Origin of the sequence: Solirubrobacter soli DSM 22325 (assembly GCF_000423665.1) — a bacterium.
GTDB classification, from domain to species: Bacteria; Actinomycetota; Thermoleophilia; order Solirubrobacterales; family Solirubrobacteraceae; genus Solirubrobacter; species Solirubrobacter soli.
In genome coordinates, this window is sequence record NZ_KE384071.1 from 458,184 (window position 1) to 480,784 (window position 22,601).

A 22,601-nucleotide genomic window follows, 5' to 3' on the forward strand; every position below is an offset into this window, starting at 1 on the left:
TTAGAGGTCTACAGCCGGTCGCTGAAGTACCAAAGTACAGCCGCGCCGACGCCCGCGCCGGCGAGCACGAACGCCGCCAGCACGTAGACGCTGAGCAGCGTCGCGACCAGCCGGTCGCGCACCCGCCAGTACGACCTCCAGGCCGGCACGACGACCAGGAACAGCCAGGCGATCAGCGAGATCGCGGCGGCGGCCCCGGCGATGGCGTAGGTCTTCTGGTCGTCCGTCACGGCCTACACATTGTTACGAAGGCGTCCGGCGAACAAGGCGAGAATGCCGATGAAAGACCAGATCGCCACCGAGAGCGCGATTCCTGCAAGAACGTCCGTCAGGTAGTGCGCGCGCAGGTAGACGCGGGTCACGCCGACCACGCCGACGATGACCACCGCGACGGTCACGGCGGCGATCCGGACGGCCCAGCCGACGCCCGCGCGGACCAGCACGGTCGCGCACGCGACCCACGTCACCGCGTACGCGGCGTGGCCTGACGGGAACGCCTCGTTGAACGTCTGCACGAGGCTCGCGGGCGGGCGGGCGCGGTCGTAGCCGTTCTTGGTGACCTGCACGGCCAGCCAGACGAGCGGCCAGCCGCACGCGACCGCGACGGCGTCGATCCAGCGCCGCCGCGCGAGCGCGAAGATCACCGTGGCCAGGGCGAGCGGGCCGGTCACCCAGGAAGCGCCGAGGTCGGTCACCACCTTGGCGACGCTCACGAGCATGTCGGTGTTCAGGCGCTTGGCGACGTCCTCGGCCCAGCGGTCGATCCGCGGCTCGCCCTCGTTGAGCACGATGTCGCCGAGCAGGAAGAACGAGAACGTCCCGACCGCGGCCAGCGCCAGCAGCGTCGTCAGCTCGAGGCCGAGGTTGCCGGGCGTCACGCGGGCCTGCGTGAAGCGGGCGAAGAAGTCGAGCACGGCCGCGGTCGGCCGCAGGAAGAAGTGCCAGACCGGGCGAGCGATCCGAGCGAGGAGGCTCCAGCCCCGCCGGTCCTCGCGCTCGGCGATCCAGTCGCGGACCTTGGCGCGGGCCTCGGGGCTGCGCCGGAGGTGGATCAGCGCGACGATCCCGACGATCACCACGACGAGCGTCCCGAAGGCGAACAGCCCGCGCGAGACGTAGGTGGTGAGCTGGTTGATCGAGCGCCAGAAGATGAACCCGAGCGTGCAGAACGTCGTCGCCCACGCACCCGCGGCCAGCACGTCGTAGGGGAAGAAGCGCTTGAACGGCATCCGCGAGGCGCCGGCGATGAACGGCATCAGCGGGCGGACGAAGCCGAGGAAGCGGCCGACGATGATCATCACCGGACCGTGGCTCTTGAGGAGCTTCTCGACCTGGTCGAGCCGGCTCTCGGTGATCTGGACGCGCGCGCCGTACTTGAGCAGCCATGCGCGGCCCTTGTGGCGGCCGAGCTCGTAGGAGAGGGCGTCGCCCATCAGGCAGCACGCCCAGACGATCGCGATCAGCGCGAGCAGGCTGATCTTGCCCTGCCCGGCGACGAGCCCGCCGACGATCACCGCGGTCTCCCCGGGCGCGATGAAGCCCAGGAACGCGCCGGTCTCCAGGAAGGCGAACAGGCCGACCACCGCGTACGTCCACGCGCCGAGCGCCTGTCCGGCGTCCTCGAGGAGCTTCTCGAAGTTCGGGAGGTGGATGACGCCGACGCCGATCAGCACCGCGACCGCGATCACCACCAGCTCGGCGATCTGGAACCAGCGCTTCTGCTTGTGCCGGCGGGCGATCAGCCAGCCCGCGAGCGCGACCGCCGCCGCGAGCCAGGTGAACTTCATGCCGCCAGCGCGCGGTGGTAGCCGGCGGCGTGCAGGCGGGCGACCGCGTCGGGGTCGTCGCCGATGCCGAAGACGGTGGGTCCGGAGCCGCTCACCATCGGATGCTCTACCCCGTTGAGCCGCAGCGCCTCGAGCGCGGGCTCGATCAGCGGGCACAGGCGGCGGGCCGCGGGCTCGAGATCGTTGATCGGGTCGAACTCGCCGCGGCGGATCCGCTCGGCCGCCGCCGCGAGCTCCTCGGGCGTGCGCGGCGTGTCGCGCGCGTCGAACTCGCGGTAGACCTCGGCCGCGGTCAGCTGCGCGTCGAGCGGGACGACGATCAGCGGCGGCTTCTCACCCGGCAGCTTCTCCACGTGCTCGCCGGCGCCGGTCATCAGCGCCCGCTCGGCGTCGATCATCACGGTGACGTCGGCGCCGAGGCGCTTCGGCAGGTCAGGCGGGATCGCGAACCCGGACGCGGACGCGGCCAGGCGCAACGCGGCGGCGGCGTCACTCGACCCGCCCGCCATGCCGGCGGCGACAGGGACCCGCTTGGTGATCGTGAGCTTGAGGCCGGTGATCTCCCAGTCGGTCGCGAAGCGGAACTCCTCGAGGGCGCGGAACGCGAGGTTCGGACCTTCGACCCCGGGGCAGATGATCTCGTCGAAGTCGGCGGGCTCGAGCGAGACCTCGTCGGCCAGGTCGGTCGGCTGCACCACCGAGACCAACGGGTGCAGGCCGTCGGCGCGCGGCGCGCCGACGAGCAGGCAGAGGTTGACCTTGCCGGGCGCGAGCGTCGTCAGGGGCACAGGCGCTCCCACAGTGCGCGCCAGTCGGCGGGCGAGAGCGACTCGGCACGCGCGTCGGCGGGGTGGCCGAGCGCTTCGAGGGCCTCGCGGGCCTGGTCGCGGATCTCCTTGCTCGCTCCGGGGGCGAGCGAGAGCGAGCGGGCGAGCGCCTTGCGCCGGTGGGCGAAGCCGTGCTGGACCAGCGTGCGCAGGCTCTCCGAAGGCGCCGGCCCGTGTCGTTTCAGGCCGACCAGCACCGAGTCGACGTTCGGGACCGGGGTGAAGACACCGCGCGGGATCTTGCGCACGACGCGCACGTCGCAGGCGAGCTGGGCCAGCACGGAGGGGACGCCGTAGGCGGAGGTGCTCGGCTTGGCCGCGAAGCGCTCCCCCACCTCCTTCTGCACCATCGCCACCCACGTGTGCACGGACTCGAGCTCGATCGTCTTGATGATCACGGTCGCGGCGACGCCGTACGGGAGGTTGGCGACCACCTTGTCCGGGGGCGGGTCGAGCGTCGTCAGGTCGAGCTTGACGGCGTCGCCCATGTGCAGCGTCGTGTTCGGGTGCGGGTCGAGCGCGTCGCGCAGCGGCGCCTCGAGCGCGCGGTCGAGCTCGACGACGTGCACGTGCCTGGTTCTCTCCGCCAGGTACTCGGAAAGCACACCCAGCCCGCCGCCGACCTCGAGCACGACGTCGTCGGCCGTCAGCTCGGCGGCGCGCCCGATCACGTCGAGGATGTTCGAGTCGACGAGGAAGTTCTGGCCGAGGTCGCGGTTCGGGCGGATGCCGAACTCGCGCATTCTTCGTACGGAGGGCTGGGTGGGCTGCGTCACCAGTGGAAGAGCTTGGCAGCGTTGGCCGTCACGGCGGCGTCAAGCTCCTCGTACGGGATGCCGCGGCGCTCGGCGATGAAGGCCGCGGTGTGGGCGACGTAGGCGGGGCGGTTGCGCTCCTTGCGCACGACCTGCGGGGTCAGATAGGGAGCATCCGTCTCGACCAGGAGCCGGTCCAGCGGCGTCTGGATCGCCGCTTCCGCCAGGTCCTGCGCCTTGGGATAGGTGACGTTGCCCGCGAAGGAGATCCACCAGCCGTTGGCCAGGCACTCGTCGAGGCGGGTGGGCATCGAGAAGCAGTGCATGACGACCTCGAGGCCTTGCGCCTTGGTCGTCAGCCACTCGATCGTGTCGTCCTCGGCCGCGCGCGTGTGGATGATCAGCGGCTTGCGCAGCTCGTGCGCGAGCGCGATCTGAGCGTCGAACGCGCGCTCCTGGTCGGCGCGCGGCGCGTAATCGCGGAAGTCGTCCAGGCCGGTCTCGCCGATCGCCAGGCAGCGCGGGTGCTGGGCGAGCTCGCGCAGCTCGTCGGTGATCGCGCTCGTGTAGCCGGTGGCGTCGTTGGGATGGTGGCCGATCGCGGCGTAGACCTCGGGGTAGGTCTCCGCCGCGCGCAGGGCGGCCTCGCGCGATCGGGCATCCATCCCGATCGTGAGGATGCGGGTCAGACCGGCCTCGCGGGCCTGCTCGACGAGCTCGTCCTCGGGAGCGGGCCCACGGTCGAGGTGGGTGTGGCTGTCGATCACTCGGGCTTCGGGAAGAGGGGCGCGAGCTTGGAGACGGGCTGGCCGCCGGGGTGCGAACCGTAGACCGCGCCGGCCAGTTCCGTCTCAGGCGCGCCGAGCGCGGCCAGGAGCTTCTCCGCCGACTCCGGGATGTACGGCGTCAGCAGCACCGTGACCACGCGCAGGCCCTCGGCGAGGCTGCGCAGCACCGTCTCCAGCTCAGCCTTGGCGTCGGGGTCCTTGGCCAGCTTCCACGGCGCCTTCTCCTCGACGTACCGGTTCAGCCGCCGCACGCGCTGCCAGATCCGCTCCAGCGCCTGGGTGATCTCGGCCTCGTCGAGCAGCGCGCCGACCTCCTCGGTCAGCCCTTCGAAGTCCGCCGCCAGCTCGGGGTCGAGGTCGACCGCCGGGACGTGGGAGTCCGTGTAGCGGCCGAGCATGTTGGTCGTGCGGCTCGCGAGGTTCCCGAGATCGTTGGCCAGCTCTGACTCGTAGCGGTCGCCGAACGTCTTGGTCGAGACGCCGCCGTCCTGCCCGAAGGAGACCTCACGGAAGCAGTAGTACCGCAGCGCGTCGGTGCCGAAGCGGTCCATGACCTCGAACGGGTCGAGCACGTTGCCCAGCGACTTGCTCATCTTGTGCTCTTCGCCCGACGCGTCCTTCATCAGCAGGTAGCCGTGGATGTAGATCTCGCGCGGGAGCTCGACGCCGGCCGCCATCAGCATCGCGGGCCAGAAGACCGCGTGGAACTTCAGGATGTCCTTGCCGATGATGTGGAACGCCGGCCAGAACGTGTCCGTCAGGTCCTTCTCGGGATCCGCGAACGAGAGCGCCGTGTAGTAGTTCAACAGCGCGTCGAACCACACGTAGAAGACGTGGTCCGGGTCCCACGGGACCTCGACGCCCCACGTGAGCTTGGACCGGCTGAGGCTGACGTCATTGAGGCCGCCGGTGATGAACGCGCGCGCCTCGTTGTATCGGTGGCGCGGGCGCACGAACTCCGGCTTGTCCGTGTAGAGCTGCTCGAGCCGCTCCTGGAAGGCGGAGAGCTTGAAGAACCAGTTCTCCTCCTTCTCGCGGTCGAGCGGGATCTTGTGGATCGGGCAGGTGTTGTCCTCGCCGACCTCGTTCTCGGTCTTGAAGTCCGCGCAGCGCGGGCAGTACCAGCCCTCGTAGACGCCCTTGTAGACGTAGCCGTTGTCGTAGACCGTCTGCATGAACTCCTGGACCGCGCGCTTGTGGCGCGGGTCCGAGGTCCGGATGAAGAAGTCGTTGGTGACGTTGATGCGCGGGATCAGCGCCTTGAAGCGCTCCGCGTTGCGGTCGGCGAGCTCCTTCGGCGTGACGCCCTCGCGCTCGGCCGCCTGGGCGACCGGCTCGCCGTGCTCATCGGTGCCGGTGAGGAAGAAGACCTCCTCGCCGCGCTGGCGCATGTGCCGCGCCAGGATGTCGGCGCCGATGGTGGTGTACGCGTGACCCAGGTGCGGGGCCGCGTTCACATAGAAGATGGGAGTGGTGACGTAGTAGGCCATCGGCCCTGAGGAGGCTAGTAGGACTCAGTCTTTGAAGGTGCGCAGCGCGAGCAGACCGCCGAAGCCGAGCAGGCCGACGCCCGCCAGGCCGTCGACGATGCGCAGCATCCGGTCGCCCACGCGACGCCGGAGCAGCGAGACGCCACCGGTCAGCACCGTCATCCACGCCATGGAGCCGAGTCCGACGCCCGCCAGCAGCGTCAGCACCGCGGCGCCCTCGGTCGCGCCCGCCGTACTCGCCGCGGCGAACACCGCCGCCCACGAGGCGATCGTCAAAGGGTTCGAAGCCGTTGCGCCGAGCGCGACGACGAACGCCTTCTTCGGCGTCGCCAGCTCCTCGCCCGTCTCACCGCCGAGCCGGATCCGGAACGCGCTGTACAGCGTCTTGACGCCGAGGTAGATCAGCACCACCGCGCCGAGGACGCCCGCGACGACGCGGATCGGCTCGAACGTCAGCACCGCGCTCGCCCCGGCGGCGCCCGCCGCGGCGTACAGCGTGTCGATCACCGCGATGCCCGCGCCGATCGCCAGCCCGACCCGGACGCCGTTGCGCAGCGTCGAGCGGATCGTGAGTAGCGAGAGGGGGCCGAGCTGAGCGGCCACTGAGGCGCCAAGGCCGAATCCGATGAGCAGAGCGGCGAGCATCGAGGCGACGGTACAACTTCCCCCGAAACGCCCGCGGTCCGGTTACAGTGCGCGGATCTTGATCCGCCCAGTCATGCGTTTCGTCGCGCAGTCGCCCGGCCGGGCCTGCGTGTATCTGCTTCTCACCACCATCGTCGTCGGTGGCGGGCTGTTCAGCTGGGTCGAGGAGAAGGGCAGCTGGCTCGACGGGATGTGGTGGGCGATCGTCACGCTGACGACCGTCGGCTACGGCGACTACTCGCCGGCCACGATCCCCGGGCGCTGGGTCGCCGCGTTCGTGATGGCGGGCGGCATCGGCACCGTGGCGATCCTGACCGGTCTGCTCGCCGACGAGATCCGCGAGGCCAGGGTCCACGACCGCGACGAGACGCCCGAGCTCGACGACGACATCGAACACGTGATCCAGGTATTGGAAGCCGAGATGGACAAGCTGCGCGCGAAGGTCTCGCACCCCGAGGTCGTCGACGCACTGCGCAGGGTCCACAACGAGACACCCAAGGAGGAGGCGCTGTGAAGCCACGCCGTCGCTTCAGATCCCGCAACGTCACCCTCATGGCGGTCCCCGTGCTCGCGCTCGCGTTCACCGCCTGCGGCGGGGACGACGACACCGCGTACTGCGTTGACCAGAACGACCAGATCGTCGAGAACCAGCACTGCGACGACGACGCCATCCACGGCGGCAGCTCGTTCTTCTGGCTGTACGGAGGGAGCCTCGTCAACGGCAACCGCTACGCCACCGGCCAGCGCCTGAAGGGTGGCAGCCGCGTGGCGGCGTCCAACATCGCCGAGAACGCGCGCCGCGGCGGGTTCGGATCCAGCTCGGGCAGCAAGTCGAGCGCCAGCGGCGTCGGCCGGGCGGCCGCGTCGCACAGCGGGGGCGGTTGATGGAGCGGATCGAAGTCGAGCCCCGCGAGGGCTGGCCGTCGATCATCGAGCAGCAGGGCCTGATCTACTGGAAGACCGAGTTGCCGGACGGCAGCATCATGCCGTACTGGCACGAGTCCAACGCCTACACGCTCGGCAGCGACGAGGTCTACGAGATGGAGGCGAGCGTCCGTCTGCTGATGGAGATGCTCGTCGAGGCCGGCGACTACATCATCGAGAGCAACCTGTTCTCGCAGATGGGCATCCCCGGGTGGGCGATCCCGCGGATCAAGGAGACGTGGGAAGCCGAGCCGCCGATGGTCTACGGCCGCTTCGACTTCGCCTACGGCCCGGACGGCTTCAAGATGCTCGAGTACAACGCGGACACGCCCACCGCGCTGGTCGAGACCGCCGTCCAGTGGCATTGGTGCCAGGACCTCTACGGCGCCGGCGGCGACCAGTGGAACATGGTCCACGAGTTGCTCGTGCAGCGCTGGAAGGAGCTCAAGCCGCGCCTCCCCGGTGACCGCCTGTACCTCCTGCACACCAGCCAGGAGAAGTCCGGCGAGGACTTCATGACCGTCGGCTACATGGTCGAGACCTGCCGCGAGGCGGGCTACACGTGCGAGCTGATGCCGATCGAGAAGCTCGGCTACCACGAGCACCTCGGCTTCGTCGACCCGCAGGGCCGCTCCGTCCGGACCGTCTTCAAGCTCTACCCGTGGGAGTGGATGATCCACGAGGAGTTCGCCGACGACGCTCTGCGGCGGATGGGCGACGAGCAGGGCCAGACGCTCTGGATCGAGCCGATCTGGAAGATGCTGTGGTCCAACAAGGGCATCCTGCCGGTCCTCTGGCGGCTGTTCCCGGACCACCCGAACCTCCTCCCCGCGTACTTCGAGGGCGAGAACCACTCGCTGACGAGCTACGTCAAGAAGCCGCTGCTCGCGCGTGAGGGCGCGAACAGCCTCATCGTCATCGACGGCCAGGAAGCCGACCGCGGCCCGGACCAGGGCTACGGCGAGGAGGGCTACGTCGTCCAGCAGTACACGGACCTCGGCAGCTACGACGGCAATCACCCCGTGCTCGGCGTGTGGACCGTCGACATGGAGCCGGCAGGGCTGGGCATCCGCGAGTCGAACGGGCTCGTGACCAACAATCTTTCGCGGTTCGTGCCGCACATCATCGCCGACTGAGAGGGAGTCGCAAAGTGTTCGAACTCGTCCTGCAGGTGCTCGCCTACTCGGGCGTCGGGCTCGTGGTCCTGGTGATCGGCTTCTACGTCCTCGACCTGCTGACGCCCGGCAAGCTCGGGCAGCTCGTGATGGAGGGCAACCCGGGCGCCGGACTGCTCGCCGCGACCGGGCTCGCTTCACTCGGCCTGATCCTGTATTTCGCGATCCACTTCACCGGCGCGGGCTGGGACGGGCTCGACGACGCCGCCGTCTTCGGGCTCGTCGGCGTGCTCGTCCAGGCGGTCGGCTTCTTCGTCCTGGACATGGTGATCCCGGGCAAGCTCGCCGACCACTGCTTCAACCCGACGCTGCACCCCGCGGCCTACGCGACCGCCGGCATTCAGGTGTCGGTCGCGCTGATCGTCTGCGCCTCGCTGACGTAGGCCAGCCAGCGCGGGTCCGGGGAGCGCTCGCCGCGCTCCATCGAGTGCACGAGCTCGACCACCGCGTCGTTGCAGGGCGTCGCGATGCCGAGCTCGCGACCCTTGCTCGCCACGCCCCCGTTGACGACGTCGACCTCGGTGTCGCGCCCCGCGTCGAGGTCCTGAAGCATCGAGGGGCGCACGTTGTACATGTGGCGCATCATCTGCGCCACCGCCTCCGGGCCGAACTCGTGCGCCTCGACGTCGTGGATGCGCTCCAGCTGGAGGTTCTGCGCGTCGCCGACCGCGACGCCCTCGGCCCACAGCGCGAACACGGCCTCCGGCCCCTGCTCGGCGACGCCGCCGTAGCGCAGGCCGGACACCGCTGACAGCCCGGTGAACGTGGAGTTGATCAGCAGCTTGGACCAGATCATCCCGCGCACGTTGTCGGTGACGCGGGTGCGGCCGACCGGCTCGAGCGCGGCGGCCAGCGTGCTCGCCCGCTCGGAGCGCGTCCCGTCCAGCTCGCCCACCATGTAGCCGCCGAGCGAGTCGCGGATCAGGTGGCCCGGCCCGACGTTGGATCCGCCCCATTCGACGATGCAGGCGAGCAGGTTGCCCCGGCCGACGATCCCCTCCATCCGGTCCTGGATCAGGCCGTTGCCCATCGAGACGAACGCGCCGATCCCACCGCGCGCGACCAGCGGCTCGAGCGCGACGTGGTGCAGCGGCGACTTGACGGCGACCATGGCGTAGTCGAACTCGCCGTCGAGCTCGTCGACGCTCGCCACCGCGTCGAGGACGGCGGTCCGCTCCTCGCCTTCCTGCTCGTAGATCAGGCCCTTGCGGAGGGCGGCGACGTGGTCGGCGTTGGCGTCGAGCACGACGACGTCGGCGTCCATCTGCGCGGCGGTGATGCCGCCGATGGCACCGCCACCGACGACCAGGATCCTGGACGGCATCCGCCTAGCGTAGGCGGAACGTGGCGCTGCGCGCGAGCTCGGTGGCCGCGTCGGAAGCGGTCAGCAGCACCCGCGCCTGGACCTTGCGGCCGCGCTTGAGCGTGAAGCGGACCTTCGAGGACGCGTCGAGCTCGGCGACCTTGACCGGCCACCAGCCGAAGTGCTCCTTGAGCTTGAGCTGGAGCACGACGGTCGCGCCCTTGGACGCCGGGGTGACGGTCGCGTCGATCTGCAGTTGCTTGCCCCGCACCTTCTGTGTCGCGCTCACCTTGCGGTCGAGCACGAGCACCTGCACGGGCGGCGCGGACTCGCCGTCGACCACCGCCGTGTACGCCGTCGTCTCGCGCGGAGTCACCGTCGCGGTGAACGCGCCGCCGGCTCCGACCTTGGCAGTGCTCGTCTCCACGCCGCCCGCCTGGATCGACACGGTCGCACCCTCGGGCAGCGCGGCGCGGCCGGTGAGCGCGTACGGCTTGCCGGGCGCGGCGGGTTCCTTCGCGGCGTCGAGCAGCACGCGATGCACGGCGACGTCACCGCGCATTGACGGATGCAGCTGACAGAAATATGCGAAATCGCCTGGGGTGTCGAAGCGCAGTTGGTACGAGGCCGACATCAGCAGCCGCGGCGACGCGAAGCTGCCGTCGTCGGCGTTGACGTTGTGGGTGCGCAGGGAGTCGTTGTGCCACGTCACCGTGTCGCCGGCGAGCACGTCGACGTGCGGGATCCCGAACGCCGCGTTGTAGATCGGGACCGCCGGGCCGTGATCCATCTCGGACGCCGACGCGGGTGCCGCGAAGAGCACGAGGAACGCGAGCATCAGGGGCAGGCTTCGGCGCATCGCACCGACTATCTCGATTTCGATCAGCCGGTGATAGGGAGTTCTCCGAACGGGGGTTTGAGAGCTAGCCGTACGGGGGGCCTCGTACGACCTCTAGACCTTCCCTGTATCACTTGACATGGCCTCCGCGCTCCCGTTGGCTATCTCAACACCACTTAAAGGAGCGCCATGATGGTTCCCCTCCGGGCGGTCGCGTTCGCCAGTGCGGCGGCGGCTCTGCTCGTGCCTGCGGCAGCTCAGGCGAAGACCACGACGGTCTCTGTCGGCCCCCCGCTCGCGGCCGCCAAGAAGATGGGCGAGACGACCACTGCCAACGCCTTCTTCCCGTCCAAACTGAAGGTCAACGTCGGCGACTCGGTGAAGTTCGTGCCGGCCGGCTTCCACACGGTCAACTTCCCGAAGAAGGGCGACGGGCCGTTCGACCTGATCATCCCGACCGGCCAGAAGGTCGCCGGGTCCAACGACGCCGCGGGCGTCGCGTTCTGGTTCAACGGACAGGACGCCCTCAGCCTGAACCCCGCGTTCGCCACCGCGAACGGCTGGGGCAAGAAGGCGACATACACGGGCGCCAAGGGCGTCGAGTCCGGCCTGCCGCCCGACAAGGCCAAGCCGATGACGGTGAAGTTCACCAAGGCCGGCAACTACACCTACTACTGCGACCTGCACCCGGGCATGAAGGCCTCGGTGACGGTCGTCAAGAAGGGCGCCAAGCAGGACGCGGCGGCCGCGAAGAAGCAGGCCGACGCAGCGGTCAAGGCCGCCAAGGACCTGGACAAGACCGATCCGGGTGCCAACACCGTCAGCGTCGGCGTGGCGGCCAAGGGCGGCGTCGAGTACTTCGGCATGGTCCCGGCGGCGCTCACGGTCGCCAAGGGCACCACGGTCAAGTTCCAGATGAGCAAGGGCTCCTACGAGGCCCACACCGTGACGTTCGGGCCCGGCAACATCGAGGACCCGTCGTCCTACATCGGTGGCATCGCGGCGTCGTTCGAGTCACCCTCGATCGACCCGAAGGGCACCTATCCGTCCGACGTCGGCGCACTGGTCTCGCTGACCCCCACCACGCACGGCAACGGCTTCTTCAACACCGGCGTCCTGGACGCCAACTCGAAGTCGCCGCTCCCCGAGTCGGCGAGCGTCAAGTTCGACACGGCCGGCACCTACAACTACTACTGCCTGATCCACCCCTTCATGCACGGTACCGTCACCGTCCAGTGAGACGGCTGACAACGGTTTTGACCATCGGGGCGGCGAGCTTGCTCGCCGCCCCGTCGGCGTCCGCGGCCACCCGCGAGTACTGGGTGGCGGCGGTGCCCGTGACGTTCAACATCGTCCCCAACGGCAAGGACGCGATCATGGGGATGGAGTACCCGCCGGCCGACACGGTCTTCGGCACGACGGTGTACCGCCGCTACACGAAGGGCTGGAAGAAGCCGATGGCCAACGTGTCGGCGCCCGGCTCCGGCAACGCCGACCTGATGCCCGGGCCGCTGATCAAGGCCCGCGTCGGCGACAAGATCCGGGTCCACTTCAAGAACCTGGACACGACCTTCAACCGGCCGCACTCGATGCACTTCCACGGCGTCGAGTACAAGCCCTCCTCCGACGGCGCCTACCTGCCCGGCTTCTCCGGCCGCGACGCCGACGTCAAGCCCGGCCAGACCTGGACCTACAAGCTCACCGCCGGCCGCGACTCCGCCGGCGCCTGGCCCTACCACGACCACGGCCCGGAGATGGAGGCCTCGATCGACGGCGGCATGTTCGGCATGCTCTCGATCCTCGGCAAGCGCGAGAAGGCCCCCGACCGCGAGTACGTCGTCGTCTTCTCCCCGATGGGCAAGTTCCAGGCGATCGACGGCCGCGCCTTCGTCGGCAACACCCCGGTCTTCAAGTCCCGCGTCGGCGACCTCGTCCAGTGGGACGTGACCGTGATGGGCTCAGAGCACCACACCTTCCACGTCCACGGCCACCGCTGGCGCGACCCCGCCGGCACCCCCGTCGACACCGTCACCCTCGGCCCCGCCGAGTCGATCCGCATCCGCTGGCGCGAACGCGACCCAGGCACCTGGCTCTACCACTGCCACGTCGAGACCCACATGGCGGCGGGCATGATCGGCACCTACCAAGTTAAACGCTAGATAAGGGGTCAGGCACCTTAGGTTCTCTTTAGGTTCTCTTTGGGCGAGCGCCGCGCTGCTGCGCCGCGCGTGGAACCTAACGGCGAGGTAAAGGGTCTGACCCCTTAGGTGGGCTTTAGGTTGCGACCTCGCGGTAGAGGGCGTTCGCGGGCGCTCCGGTGAGGTCGGAGACGACCTTGGCGGCGGTCTTTGCGCGGGCGCCCGCTTCGACCAGTGTGCGGACGGCCTCGACGGCTGCTGGGTCGAGGCCCTCGGGGGCGGGGGCGGCGCCGACGACGAGGACGATCTCGCCGCGGGCCTCTTCGCTGGCGTACTTCTCGGCCAGGTCGGCGGCGGTGCCGCGGACGACCTCCTCGTGGAGCTTGGTGAGCTCGCGGCAGACGGCGACGGGGCGGGTGGGGTCGAGCTCGGCGAGGATGGCGAGGCTCGCGGCCAGCCGGCGGGGGGACTCGAAGGCGACGAGCGTCTCCGGGTTGGCGAACGCGGTCTCCAGCGCGCCGCGCTTGCGGGGGAGGAAGCCGGCGAAGCGCCAGACGTCGGACGGCAGTGCGCTCGCGACGAGGGCGGTGAGGGCCGAAGACGGGCCCGGGAGCACCTCGACCGCCAGGCCCGCGGCCACGCAGCCCTGCACCAGCGGGAAGCCCGGGTCGGACACGAGCGGCATGCCGGCATCCGAGACGAGCGCGACGACCGCGCCCCCGCGCATCTGTTCGACCAACTCGGCCGCCCTCGCGCGCTCGTTGTGCTCGTGGTAGCTGACGAGCTTGGCCGAGACGCCATAGCGCTCGAGCAGCACCCGCGTGTGGCGGGTGTCCTCGCACGCGACGACGTCGGCCTCGCGCAGCGCGGCGAGGACGCGCAGCGTGACGTCCTCGAGGTTCCCGATCGGCGTCGGGCAGACGACCAGCCGGCCGCTCACGACGCCACCCTCGGAATGCCCAAGACCCCGCGGTCGGTCCCGCGCAGGCGGTTGCCGGGCTCGATCACGGTCGCGCTTCGATGGCGCCCGTGACGACCCCGTCGAGCATGTCGCGCGCCAGCAGCCCCGCTCCGATCATTCCCGCCTGGGGGCCGAGCTGGGCGGCCTCGACGCGCACCACGTCCTTGCCCGGGGCGAGCGCCCGCTCGAGCATCACCTCACGGGCGGGCGCGAGCAGCAGCTCACCCGCCGCGATCACGCCGCCGCCGATGACGACCATCTGCGGGTTGAAGATGTTCACGAGGTTGGTGATGCCGACGCCCAGCGCGCGGCCGATCGTCTCGATCGCGCCGCGGGCGACCGGGTCGCCGCCGGTGGCCAGCTCGGTGATCAGCGGACCGGTGAGCTCCCGTCCTTCTTCCAGCGCCTGGCCGAGTGCGGTGTCTGGCCGCCGCGCGACCGCCAGCGACGCCTCGCGGACCAGCGCCGAGCCCGACGCCACCGACTCGAGGCAGCCCCAGTTCGGGCAGTTGCCCTGGCACGGCCGGCCGTTGATCTCGACCACCATGTGGCCCATCTCGGCGCCACCGTTGATCCAGCCGCGGTAGATCTGCCCGTTCAGCAGCAGGCCGCCACCGATCCCGGTCCCCAGCGTCAGCAGTGCAACGTCCGTTGCACCCTGCGCGACCCCGAGCCGCGCCTCGCACACGGTGTGGCAGTTCGCGTCGTTGTCGACGACGACGGGGATGCCCAGCCGCTCCGCCATCACGTCGGCGAACGCGATGTCCTTCAGCGGCACATTGACGGCCTGGACGGCCATGCCGGTGCGGGAGTCGAACGTGCACGGGATGCCGAACCCGATCGCTTCGATCGGCGCGCCGATCGCCGTCCGGATCTCATCCATCGCGTCGGCGATCATCTGCACGAGCTCGTCCTGCGAGAGGCCGTAGACAAGGCGGTTGGTACGGTGGATCACTGAAAGGTCCGCGCCGACCGCTCCCGCCAGCAGCTTCGTGCCGCCGAGGTCGACGCCGATGACGTAGCCCTCGGCCATCGCGCCACCTTACCGATCTGCCATGGCCGATTCTCGCGACGACGAAGAACCCCAGTACACGCTCTACCGCGCCAAGCCGAAGCTCTTCGGCCGCCGCGGCGGCGATGACGGCGGTCTGCGCTCGATGCAGGAGGAGCCGCCACGCGGCTACGAGGAGACGCCCCCGCAGCCCGGCCGCGCGCCCAAGCCGGGCCGCCGCCGTCGTCGCGGCCCGCGCCCGCGGATCAGCTTCTGGCGGGTCCTGCGCTGGCTGGTCGTCGCGCTCGTCGCCTGGCTCGCGATCAGCCTCGTGCTGTTCCTGATCTCCGCGCAGGTGCAGTCGTCGAAGGTCTCCGACGCCGCCGACAACGAGCTGGGTGGCGCCGGCTACCCGCTCACGTCGCCCAACACGATCCTCGTGCTCGGCTCGGACGCCCGCACCAAGGGCTCCAAGGAGCCGGGAGCGCAGAAGATCGGCCAGCCGAGCCGCTCGGACAGCATCCTGCTCATGCGCATCGGCGGCGGCCACAACTCCACGCTCAGCATCCCCCGCGACACCGTCGTGAACATCCCCGGGAGCGGCCAGAACAAGATCAACGCCGCCTACGCCATCGGCGGCCCCGCCCTCGCGATCCGCACGGTCGAGTCCTACCTCGGCATCCCGGTCAACCACCTCGTCGAGGTCAACTTCGAGAACTTCCCGCAGCTGATCGACGCGCTCGGCGGCGTCACCTACCGCGGCGGCTGCGTCGTCTCCAAGCTCAACGGCGGCTTCAAGAACGGCGGCTACACGCTGCGCCTGCACGCCGGCAAGCAGGAGATCAACGGCAAGCAGGCGCTCGCCCTCGCCCGCACGCGCAAGAACGAGTGCAACCCGAAGGAGTCCGACCTCACCCGCGCCCGCCGCCAGCAGAAGATCCTCGGCTCGATCAAGGACAAGGTCACCTCCTTCGAGACCTTCGTCCGCCTCCCGTGGGTCTCCTGGGCGGCCCCGAAGGCGATCCGCTCGGACATGTCCGGCCCCTCGCTCCTCGGGCTCGTGGGTGCCGAGCTGACCGGCGGCACCGCCAAGCCGACCGTCCTGAAGCCCACCGGCGCGGTCACGCTGCCCGACGGCGGCGCCGGGCTCACCGTCGACGACGCGACCAAACGCCGCGCCGTCGACACGTTCCTCAACGGCTGATCGTCAGGCGCTTGGTCACCGTGGCCGCTCCCGGCGCGGTCACGACGACCTGCACCTTGAGCGAGCGCACCTTGCGCAGCGCCTTGCGCGCCTTGGAGGTGAGCTTGACCTTGACCGTCGCCCCGCCCTTGCCACTGCCGAGCGTGGTCGAACGCAGCTTGAGCTTCCTCGCCGTCGCCTTGCTCACGGTCAGCTTCACCGTCGCCCGACATGTGGCCGAGCAGCCGGTCTTGACCGTCAGCCCGCGTGAGCGCAGCGCAGCGAGCCTCGTCTTGGCGACCTTCACACGCAGGCTGAGGCGACCGGCCGGACGCGCGGCGTACGCGGCGTAGTGGACCCCGACCTCCTGATCGGCGACGACCACGGCCACGCCGACGCGGGACGGCTGCGCCGGAGCCGGCACGGAGGGGCCGACGGCGTCGTCGAACGCGCCGTCGCCGTCGAGGTCCCATGCCTCCTTGGCGATCGCCCGGCCGTTCGCACCGGCGACCGAGACCTTCAACTCGCCGCCGTCGGCCGTCCACGTCGGAACGGGCGGCGCGGCACCGACCGTGAACGTCTGGCGGACGTACGAGCTCTGCCCTCGCGCGTCGGTGATCCGCAGACCGATCGTGTGCTCGCCGGCTGTCAGCCGAAGGGTCGGGTACCGACCCACCGCGTCGTCGTAGACGCCGTCGCCGTCGAGGTCCCACTCGGCCGTGCAGCACGTCGCGCTCTGGCCGTTGGTCGCGCTGTAGTCCGCGAGCAGAGAGCCAGTCCTGGAGACTGCCAACGAGAGCCGCGCATGCGCCGTCGGCGTGCTGTTCGGCTGGACCTGGATGCGGCGAACCGTGGTCTCGCCGTTCTGCTTGTCGACCGCCTTGACGGCGACGATCGTCGGAGCCGTGAACGCCCAGTAGAACCCGTCAGCGGCGGCGCGAGGGGTCTCGTCGAACTGACCGTCGCCGTCCAGGTCGAACTCCAGCGTCGCGTTTCGCGGGTCGTAGGAGATCGCGATCGGGCGTTCCTTCCCCCAGACGGTCTCGCCCGGCGTCGACAGACCGAGATCCGGCAGGCGGGATCTGTGGCCGCTGGCGCCGATCGTGACCACGGAGCCGAACTCATAGACCACGCCGGCTGGACCGGTGACGCGGAAGCGGACCTCGTGGACCCCGGGCGTCGTGTAGACGTGCATGAGATGCGCGGCGCCGTCCGGGGATGAAGTGACGCCCGACCCATCATCGAATTCGCCGTCGCCGTCGATGTCCCAGGCGACGCCGAAGCCGGCGTTCCCGAGCGGCCCGACGACGGCGGCGAGGTCGATCGGCTCGCCGACGTACGCGTACGCCGCGGCCAGCCTGCCCGTGATCACCTCCGAATCCGGCTGCGAGCGCGAGAAGACCCGCGAGAGGGTGCGCGCGGTCACGACGTTGCCGCGGACGTCCGTGACCCGCACCCCGATCGTGTGCGGACCGGCCGCGAGGGTCGGCCGCACCACCCCGTTCGGCCCGTTGTCGAACTCATACGTGCCGTCCCCATCGAGGTCGAACTCGTACTTGACCGCCGGGAACATGCTGGCGGCGGAGACGTACACGGGCTCGTCACTGAAAGCGGCCGAGCTCCAATCGTTCGAGCCCGACAACGAGATGGTCGCGAGCGGGATGTCCTCGAGCACGTTGACCGTCCCGCTCGCCGTCGCCGTCAGGCCGTCGTCGTCGGTGACCCGGGCGCGGATGACGCGCTCGCCGCCGGTATGGAAGGTGATCGAGTCCCTGAGGAGCCAGAATCCGAATCCACTGTCCTCGCCCGGCCCCGAGATCTCGTACGTGCCGTCGTTGTCGAGGTCCAGTTCGAGCCGCTCGATGGCGCCGTCGGCGTCGCGCCCGACGACAACCGCCGATAGCTCCCTCTCGGCCTGGATCCCGGGCTGCAGCATCAGCTCGATCGTCGGCGGCTTCAGATCGGCGTCCACCTCGACCGAACGCTCCTCGAGAGCGGTGCGGCCGAACTGGTCCGTGGCCCGAACCCGCACCGTGTGCGTCCCGATCTCGTATGCGCGCTGCACCGACGGTCCGGTGGCATCGGTTAACGCCCCGTCACCATCGAGGTCCCACGCGTACGACACGCCGAGACCTGGACTCGAAGCCTTCAGCGTGACCATGTCACCGGGACGCGGCGAGACGGGCGAGATCGTCGTCGATACGAGCGGACGGTCGGCCGTGCAGTCTCCGATCTGCACCGGGTCCTCGCCGCGGCACGGGTCGTCGGTCGCGTGGGCGGCCGCCGGGAGCAGGGCCAGCGCCGCGAGCGCTGCCGTGAGGCACTTCGTCAGGGTCATCTCCGAACCGTGAACGTACGGGCCGCGCTGCCGATGCGGCCATCCGCGGATGTCGCGCGGATCGAGACCTGGAGCTTCACCGCCCGCGTGGTCCGGAGCGCCTTGCGGGCCTTGGCGGAGAGCTTGACGGTCAGCCGCGACGCTCCGGTCGCCGAGCCGAGCTTGGTCGTCCCGCGCTGCGCGAGCGTGGCCGTCGTGCGGCATGCCGTCTCGCAGCGCACGGTGACGGGCAGGCCGCGTGAGAGCAGACGCGAGAGCGTCACCTGGCCGACGCTCGCGGTGACGTGCAGCGGCGCAGGGGCCGCGGGCGGAGCGTCGTCCTCCGGCGAGACCGGCGGCTCGACTCCGACGGTGTCGCGCTCGGGCACGACGAACGAGGCGACGCCGATGTCCCCGGTGGCGTCGGTGGCCTTGAGCTCGACGCGCCCACTCGCCGGACGCGGGACGGTGGCACCGGTGGCGTCGTCGAACTCGCCGTCGCCGTCGAGGTCCCACTCGAGCGCGGTGATCGCCTCGCCGTCGGGGTCGACGGCGGTGGCGGTGAGCAGGTCGTCGTCCGCGGCGAACGTGATCTCGGGCGGCGCGCCGCCCACGGTGAACGTCCGGCGGGTCGTCGTGGTCGCGCCGTCCTCGTCGTCGACGCGGACGCCGATCTCGTGCTCGCCGGCGGCCGGCGTGAAGGTGGCGTCGAAGCCGGCGGCGTCGTCGTAGGCGCCGTCGCCGTCGAGGTCCCACGCGGCGGTGCAGCAGTCGGCGGTGTCGCCGCGCACGGCGGCCGTGGCGTGCGAAGAGTGCCCCGCGCGCGGCGGCACGAAGTCGATATCGGCCTGGATGCCGACGCCCGCGACCGGCGTCACGCTCGCGGTGCTGATCGCCGTCAGCCCATTCGCGCCCGTGACCTTGGCGGCGACCGTCACCGGGGCGGTGAAGCGCCACACGTAGGCGTCGCCGTCGCGGGCCGGGACGTCGTCGAACTGGCCGTCGCCGTCGAGGTCGAAGCTCGGCGACGCGGCCGACTCGATCCCGAAGCGCGTCGTGCGTCCCTGCCGGATCACCTGGCCCCACGGGAACTCGAAGTCGCCCAGCACGGGCGGGACGGGCTGCGCGGTCGCGGCCACGTCGATCGTGCGCGTCGCGACGCGAGAGACGCCACCGGCGGTCACCCGCGCCCGGATCTCGTGCACGCCAGGCGTGTCGTAAGCGAAGGAGACCGAGGAGCCCGGCGCGTCCGCGGGAAGCGTCACGTCGCCGTCGTCGAACGCGCCGTCGCCGTCGGCGTCCCATTCGACCGTGCGGTCGCCGCCGCCGGAGACGGACTCCAGTTGCACCTTCCGGCCGACGACCGCCCCACCCGGAGCGGTCAGGCTGATCCACGGGGCGCCACCCGCCGCCTCGACGTCGATCCCGATGCGGCTCGTGGCCACCGTGCCGCCGGCGTCGGTGACCCGCAGCCCGATCGTGTGCGTGCCCGCCGCGAACGTGTGGAACAGCGAGGTCGCCGAGCCCTGGTCGGACTCGTAGCTGCCGTCGCCGTCGAGGTCGTACTCGTAGTGGCCCGGGCCGGCCTCGACCGGCGTGGCGGCGAGCGTCACCAGTTCACCCGCGAGCAGCGGGCCGGCCGGGGCGACGGTGAAAGACGCGGTCTGCCCCGTCCCGACGATGTTGAAGGTCCGGCTGGCCGTCGACGTCAGCCCGTTGTCGTCGGTGATGCGAGCGTGGATCACATGCCCGCCGCCGACCGTGAAGTCGGCAATGGGTTTGCGCCGCGCATCCGCCTCGAAGACGCCGTCGCCGTCGAGATCCGCTTCCTTGGACGCGATCGAGGTCCAGTTCGACGTGCCCGGTATCGGCACCACGAACGGCTGCCAGGCGTCGTGTTCCTCGAAGGGCCCGAAGCCGATCGACGGTGGGAGATGCGAGCCATGGACCGTGTACGTGCGCCGCTCGATGCCGACGCGGCCGAACCGATCCGTCGCCTTGACGGCGAACGTGTGCACCCCGGTGTCGAGCTTCAGCGGCTGGTCGCCCCCGTGTCCCCACGGGTAGGCCACGGTGTCGTCGAAGTCCCCGTCGCCGTCCCGGTCCCACGTGTACGCGATCCCACTGCCCGGGCTCACGGCAGAGGCCCCTTGATCGACGCCGGCCGGCGCCCAAGGGGTCGTGTTGACGATCGACGGGAGCGGGCGCTCCGTGTCGGCCAGCGCGGCGGCGGGCAGGGCGAGCGAAGCGGTGAGGAACAGCGCAACGGTTCTCATGGCGGCGACCAATCTAGTCATCGTCGTCTCATTGATGACGCACGATTTATCTAACGGATCGTCATCGACTTGGTTGCGTTGACCCTCCGGCCGTCGGCGCCGGTGGCGGTCACGACGATCCGCACCTTCAGCGAGCGCACCTTCGACAGGGCCTTGCGGGCCTTGGCGGTGAGCTTGACCTTGACGGTGTTCGCGCCGGACCCGCTGCCGAGCGTGGTCGAACGCAGGTCGAGCTTCTTCGCGGCGGCCTTGCTGACGGTGACGACGACCTCCGCGTTGCACGTCGCCGAGCAGCCGGGCTTGACCGTCAGCGCGCTCGAGCGCAGCGACAGCTTCCCGACGATCGGGCGCAGCCCCAGGGCCGGAGGCGGCGGCGGCTCGACGCCAGGGCCCGCGGGCGTGGGCGTGGGCGTCGCGACCGTGTCGATGGGCGTAACCGGCGACTCCTCCGGAGGGCCCGGATCGACGGTGAACGTTTGGCGGATCGACGAGTTCAGGCCGTTCTGGTCGATGACCAGGACGCCGATCGAATGGCGGCCCGCCGTGGTCCTGAACGGCTTGAGCGGGCCTGAGGCGTCGTCGTAGACGCCGTCGTCGTCGAGGTCCCAGAGCAGCGCGCAGCACCCCGTGTGCGTCACCGTGCTCTGCGTCGTCTCGGCCACCAGCAGGCGGCCGCCGACCAACGGCGACCCGCCGCCGTCGGCGCGCAGCTCGAGCGTCGCGCCGGGTGAGGGTTGCCCGTTGGGCGTGACCTGGATGCTGCGCACGTTGGTGTCGCCGCTCGCGGCGTCCGTCGCCCTCACGGAGATCATCGTCGGTCCCTCGAAGGCCCAGAGGTAGAAGCCGCGTTCCGAGGACGGCGGGTGCTCGTCGAACTGGCCGTCGCCGTCGAGGTCGAACTCGAGCGTGCTCGTGGGGTCGGAGTAGGTGCTCACCAGGCGCTGGTAGCCGCGCGCGGTCTCGCCCGGGACGGTCACGTCGAGCGTCGGGGTGTGGAACGTCCGGCCCGTGGCGCCGATCGTCACCGTGTAGGCGAAGTCGTAGGTCGGCCGGCCCGCGGCGCTCACCCGGACACGCACCTCATGGACGCCTGGCGTCGTGAAGGTGTGCATCAGGTGGGCCTTGTTGCCCGAACCTTCGTCTCGGGTCGGCGTGTTCACCAGGCCGTCGTCGAACTCGCCGTCGCCGTCGACGTCCCACGCAACGGTGAAGCCGCCGAACGAGAACGGATCGACCACGACCCCGAGGTCGATCGGCTCACCGACGTAGCCGAATTCCTCGAGCGGGCCGGCCTCGAACATCTCGTTCAACGGCTGTCCCGACGCGAACACCATGTCGGAGCGGTGCGAGACCGTCACGTTGCCGCGAACGTCGGTGACCCGCACGCCGACGGTGCGAGGTCCGGCGGGGAAGGTGGCGGAGACCTCGTTCGACGTCCCGTTGTCGTGCTCGAAGCTGCCGTTCCCGTCGAGGTCGAACTCGTACTTGACCCCGGGATAGTTGCTGTAGGCGCTCACGCGCACCGGCTGCCCACCGCGGGGCGGCCCGTTCGCGCTGTCGCTGAAGACGGTCGCCCACGGCACGTTCTCGACGACCCGTACGTTCGCGGTCGCCGACGCCGTGAGCCCGTCCTCGTCGGTGACGCGGGCGTGCATCACGCGTTCCCCGGCGCTGTGGAACGTGACGACCCGATGGAACATTCGGCCGTTGGCGTTGTCGTCGAAGCCAGGGTCAGAGATCTCGTATGTCCCGTCGCCGTCGAGGTCCAACTCGAACTTGACGATGCTGCCGTCGCTGTCCCGGCCGATGATCGGGATCTCCAGCTCGTTCTCGGCCCCGACCATCGCGGGCACGGGGAAGCTGATCTGCGGCGGCTTGCGGTAGTCGATGACGAACGAGCGCTCCTCGGTGCTGGTGCGCCCGGACCGGTCGGTAGCGCGCACGCCCAGCTTGTGCGCGCCGCGCGCGAAGGTCTGCTCGACCGTGGCGCCGGTGGCATCGGTGAACGTGCCGTTGCCGTCGAGGTCCCACCCGTAGCTCACCCCCGCGCCCGCGCTCGACGCCGTCAGCGTGACGGTCTCACCGGGCCGCGGCGACGCGGGTGACATCGTGGTCGAGACGAGCGGGCCGTCGCCGTCGGCGGCCTGCGCCGCGGCGGGGAAGAGGGCGAGCGCCAGCAGCGCCGCCGGGAACAGCTTCACTT

Annotated in this window: 21 protein-coding genes; 7 read left to right on the top strand and 14 right to left on the bottom strand. The window is 70.2% G+C overall.

Annotation, left to right across the window (positions count from 1 at the left end; all coding sequences use genetic code 11):
• Positions 1-8: 8 nt before the first annotated feature.
• The 7 genes from G569_RS0137975 to G569_RS0138005 are packed head-to-tail and all read right to left on the bottom strand — an operon-like array spanning position 9 to position 6,292.
• The gene (locus G569_RS0137975) at positions 9-230 is read right to left on the bottom strand and encodes a hypothetical protein (protein WP_028067270.1); all 222 of its coding nucleotides are present in this window, start codon (positions 228-230) and stop codon (positions 9-11) included.
• Positions 231-233: 3 nt separating this feature from the next.
• Positions 234-1,787 (bottom strand): VTT domain-containing protein, encoded by a 1,554-nt coding sequence (locus G569_RS0137980; protein ID WP_028067271.1) that lies wholly within the window; start codon positions 1,785-1,787, stop codon positions 234-236.
• Entirely contained in the window at positions 1,784-2,575 is a 792-nt protein-coding gene (locus tag G569_RS55100; RefSeq protein WP_053227618.1) for a 4-(cytidine 5'-diphospho)-2-C-methyl-D-erythritol kinase, read from the bottom strand. Before G569_RS55100 ends, G569_RS0137980 begins: the two co-directional genes overlap by 4 nt.
• Entirely contained in the window at positions 2,566-3,357 is a 792-nt protein-coding gene (gene rsmA, locus G569_RS0137990) for a 16S rRNA (adenine(1518)-N(6)/adenine(1519)-N(6))-dimethyltransferase RsmA (protein ID WP_245602671.1), read from the bottom strand. Before rsmA ends, G569_RS55100 begins: the two co-directional genes overlap by 10 nt.
• A gap of 29 nt (positions 3,358-3,386) precedes the next feature.
• A complete protein-coding gene (locus G569_RS0137995; RefSeq protein ID WP_028067273.1) occupies positions 3,387-4,136 on the bottom strand; it encodes a TatD family hydrolase in 750 nt (249 codons plus the stop codon).
• Complete coding sequence (gene metG / locus G569_RS0138000) at positions 4,133-5,647, bottom strand: methionine--tRNA ligase (protein WP_028067274.1); 1,515 nt, start codon at positions 5,645-5,647, stop codon at positions 4,133-4,135. Before metG ends, G569_RS0137995 begins: the two co-directional genes overlap by 4 nt.
• A gap of 24 nt (positions 5,648-5,671) precedes the next feature.
• Positions 5,672-6,292: a LysE family translocator gene (locus G569_RS0138005; RefSeq protein ID WP_028067275.1), complete on the bottom strand. Its 621-nt coding sequence runs from the start codon at positions 6,290-6,292 to the stop codon at positions 5,672-5,674.
• Between the two features lie 58 nt (positions 6,293-6,350).
• On the opposite strand from G569_RS0138005, the gene G569_RS0138010 reads away from it, so the two are divergent.
• From G569_RS0138010 to G569_RS63345, 4 genes are read left to right on the top strand one after another with little or no spacing between them, the layout of a single operon-like run.
• Positions 6,351-6,806 carry a potassium channel family protein gene (locus tag G569_RS0138010; protein WP_169542338.1) on the top strand — a complete coding sequence of 152 codons (456 nt, stop codon included), beginning with the start codon at positions 6,351-6,353 and terminating at the stop codon, positions 6,804-6,806.
• A gap of 38 nt (positions 6,807-6,844) precedes the next feature.
• Positions 6,845-7,177, top strand: a complete 333-nt coding sequence (locus tag G569_RS59925; protein WP_053227619.1) for a hypothetical protein — start codon at positions 6,845-6,847, stop codon at positions 7,175-7,177.
• The gene (locus G569_RS0138020) at positions 7,177-8,352 is read left to right on the top strand and encodes a glutathionylspermidine synthase family protein (RefSeq protein ID WP_028067277.1); all 1,176 of its coding nucleotides are present in this window, start codon (positions 7,177-7,179) and stop codon (positions 8,350-8,352) included. The genes G569_RS59925 and G569_RS0138020 overlap by 1 nt, the downstream gene beginning before the upstream one ends.
• 14 nt (positions 8,353-8,366) lie before the next feature.
• Positions 8,367-8,774: a DUF350 domain-containing protein gene (locus G569_RS63345; RefSeq protein WP_028067278.1), complete on the top strand. Its 408-nt coding sequence runs from the start codon at positions 8,367-8,369 to the stop codon at positions 8,772-8,774.
• On the opposite strand, the gene G569_RS0138030 is transcribed toward G569_RS63345, so the two are convergent.
• Positions 8,732-9,715 (bottom strand): ketopantoate reductase family protein, encoded by a 984-nt coding sequence (locus G569_RS0138030; RefSeq protein ID WP_028067279.1) that lies wholly within the window; start codon positions 9,713-9,715, stop codon positions 8,732-8,734. The two genes, G569_RS63345 and G569_RS0138030, sit on opposite strands and share 43 nt — an antisense overlap.
• Before the next feature lie 4 nt (positions 9,716-9,719).
• Positions 9,720-10,553: a cupredoxin domain-containing protein gene (locus G569_RS59930; RefSeq protein ID WP_053227620.1), complete on the bottom strand. Its 834-nt coding sequence runs from the start codon at positions 10,551-10,553 to the stop codon at positions 9,720-9,722.
• Positions 10,554-10,721: 168 nt separating this feature from the next.
• Between G569_RS59930 and G569_RS0138040 the strand changes: the two genes are divergently transcribed.
• Together G569_RS0138040 and G569_RS55115 are read left to right on the top strand one after the other, a co-directional pair.
• Positions 10,722-11,771 carry a plastocyanin/azurin family copper-binding protein gene (locus G569_RS0138040; RefSeq protein WP_028067280.1) on the top strand — a complete coding sequence of 350 codons (1,050 nt, stop codon included), beginning with the start codon at positions 10,722-10,724 and terminating at the stop codon, positions 11,769-11,771.
• Complete coding sequence (locus G569_RS55115; RefSeq protein ID WP_157592590.1) at positions 11,768-12,691, top strand: multicopper oxidase domain-containing protein; 924 nt, start codon at positions 11,768-11,770, stop codon at positions 12,689-12,691. Before G569_RS0138040 ends, G569_RS55115 begins: the two co-directional genes overlap by 4 nt.
• A 115-nt stretch (positions 12,692-12,806) precedes the next feature.
• On the opposite strand, the gene rsmI is transcribed toward G569_RS55115, so the two are convergent.
• Positions 12,807-13,610, bottom strand: coding sequence for a 16S rRNA (cytidine(1402)-2'-O)-methyltransferase (gene rsmI / locus G569_RS0138050; RefSeq protein ID WP_028067281.1), 804 nt, complete (start codon positions 13,608-13,610; stop codon positions 12,807-12,809).
• A gap of 64 nt (positions 13,611-13,674) precedes the next feature.
• Positions 13,675-14,664 carry an ROK family protein gene (locus G569_RS0138055; protein ID WP_028067282.1) on the bottom strand — a complete coding sequence of 330 codons (990 nt, stop codon included), beginning with the start codon at positions 14,662-14,664 and terminating at the stop codon, positions 13,675-13,677.
• A 22-nt stretch (positions 14,665-14,686) separates the two neighbouring features.
• On the opposite strand from G569_RS0138055, the gene G569_RS0138060 reads away from it, so the two are divergent.
• Positions 14,687-15,826, top strand: a complete 1,140-nt coding sequence (locus tag G569_RS0138060; protein WP_028067283.1) for an LCP family protein — start codon at positions 14,687-14,689, stop codon at positions 15,824-15,826.
• Here G569_RS0138060 and G569_RS0138065 read toward each other — a convergent pair.
• From G569_RS0138065 to G569_RS0138075, 3 genes are read right to left on the bottom strand one after another with little or no spacing between them, the layout of a single operon-like run.
• Positions 15,816-18,143: a PKD domain-containing protein gene (locus tag G569_RS0138065; RefSeq protein WP_028067284.1), complete on the bottom strand. Its 2,328-nt coding sequence runs from the start codon at positions 18,141-18,143 to the stop codon at positions 15,816-15,818. The two genes, G569_RS0138060 and G569_RS0138065, sit on opposite strands and share 11 nt — an antisense overlap.
• Positions 18,140-20,398 (bottom strand): hypothetical protein, encoded by a 2,259-nt coding sequence (locus G569_RS64230; RefSeq protein WP_169542339.1) that lies wholly within the window; start codon positions 20,396-20,398, stop codon positions 18,140-18,142. The genes G569_RS0138065 and G569_RS64230 overlap by 4 nt, the downstream gene beginning before the upstream one ends.
• A gap of 50 nt (positions 20,399-20,448) precedes the next feature.
• Positions 20,449-22,599, bottom strand: coding sequence for a PKD domain-containing protein (locus G569_RS0138075; RefSeq protein ID WP_028067286.1), 2,151 nt, complete (start codon positions 22,597-22,599; stop codon positions 20,449-20,451).
• Positions 22,600-22,601 lie beyond the last annotated feature (2 nt).

What these genes read in the sequence shown, in the direction of transcription:
- G569_RS0138055 (WP_028067282.1), bottom strand. Translation starts at nt 14,664, where the DNA reads ATGGCCGAGGGCTACGTCATCGGCGTCGACCTCGGCGGCACGAAGCTG.
- G569_RS0138020 (WP_028067277.1), top strand. Translation starts at nt 7,177, where the DNA reads ATGGAGCGGATCGAAGTCGAGCCCCGCGAGGGCTGGCCGTCGATCATC.
- G569_RS0138065 (WP_028067284.1), bottom strand. Translation starts at nt 18,143, where the DNA reads ATGACCCTGACGAAGTGCCTCACGGCAGCGCTCGCGGCGCTGGCCCTG.
- G569_RS0137980 (WP_028067271.1), bottom strand. Translation starts at nt 1,787, where the DNA reads ATGAAGTTCACCTGGCTCGCGGCGGCGGTCGCGCTCGCGGGCTGGCTG.
- rsmA (WP_245602671.1), bottom strand. Translation starts at nt 3,357, where the DNA reads ATGCGCGAGTTCGGCATCCGCCCGAACCGCGACCTCGGCCAGAACTTC.
- metG (WP_028067274.1), bottom strand. Translation starts at nt 5,647, where the DNA reads ATGGCCTACTACGTCACCACTCCCATCTTCTATGTGAACGCGGCCCCG.
- G569_RS0138040 (WP_028067280.1), top strand. Translation starts at nt 10,722, where the DNA reads ATGATGGTTCCCCTCCGGGCGGTCGCGTTCGCCAGTGCGGCGGCGGCT.
- G569_RS0138005 (WP_028067275.1), bottom strand. Translation starts at nt 6,292, where the DNA reads ATGCTCGCCGCTCTGCTCATCGGATTCGGCCTTGGCGCCTCAGTGGCC.
- G569_RS64230 (WP_169542339.1), bottom strand. Translation starts at nt 20,398, where the DNA reads ATGAGAACCGTTGCGCTGTTCCTCACCGCTTCGCTCGCCCTGCCCGCC.
- G569_RS0138030 (WP_028067279.1), bottom strand. Translation starts at nt 9,715, where the DNA reads ATGCCGTCCAGGATCCTGGTCGTCGGTGGCGGTGCCATCGGCGGCATC.
- G569_RS59925 (WP_053227619.1), top strand. Translation starts at nt 6,845, where the DNA reads ATGGCGGTCCCCGTGCTCGCGCTCGCGTTCACCGCCTGCGGCGGGGAC.
- G569_RS0138060 (WP_028067283.1), top strand. Translation starts at nt 14,687, where the DNA reads ATGGCCGATTCTCGCGACGACGAAGAACCCCAGTACACGCTCTACCGC.
- G569_RS59930 (WP_053227620.1), bottom strand. Translation starts at nt 10,553, where the DNA reads ATGCGCCGAAGCCTGCCCCTGATGCTCGCGTTCCTCGTGCTCTTCGCG.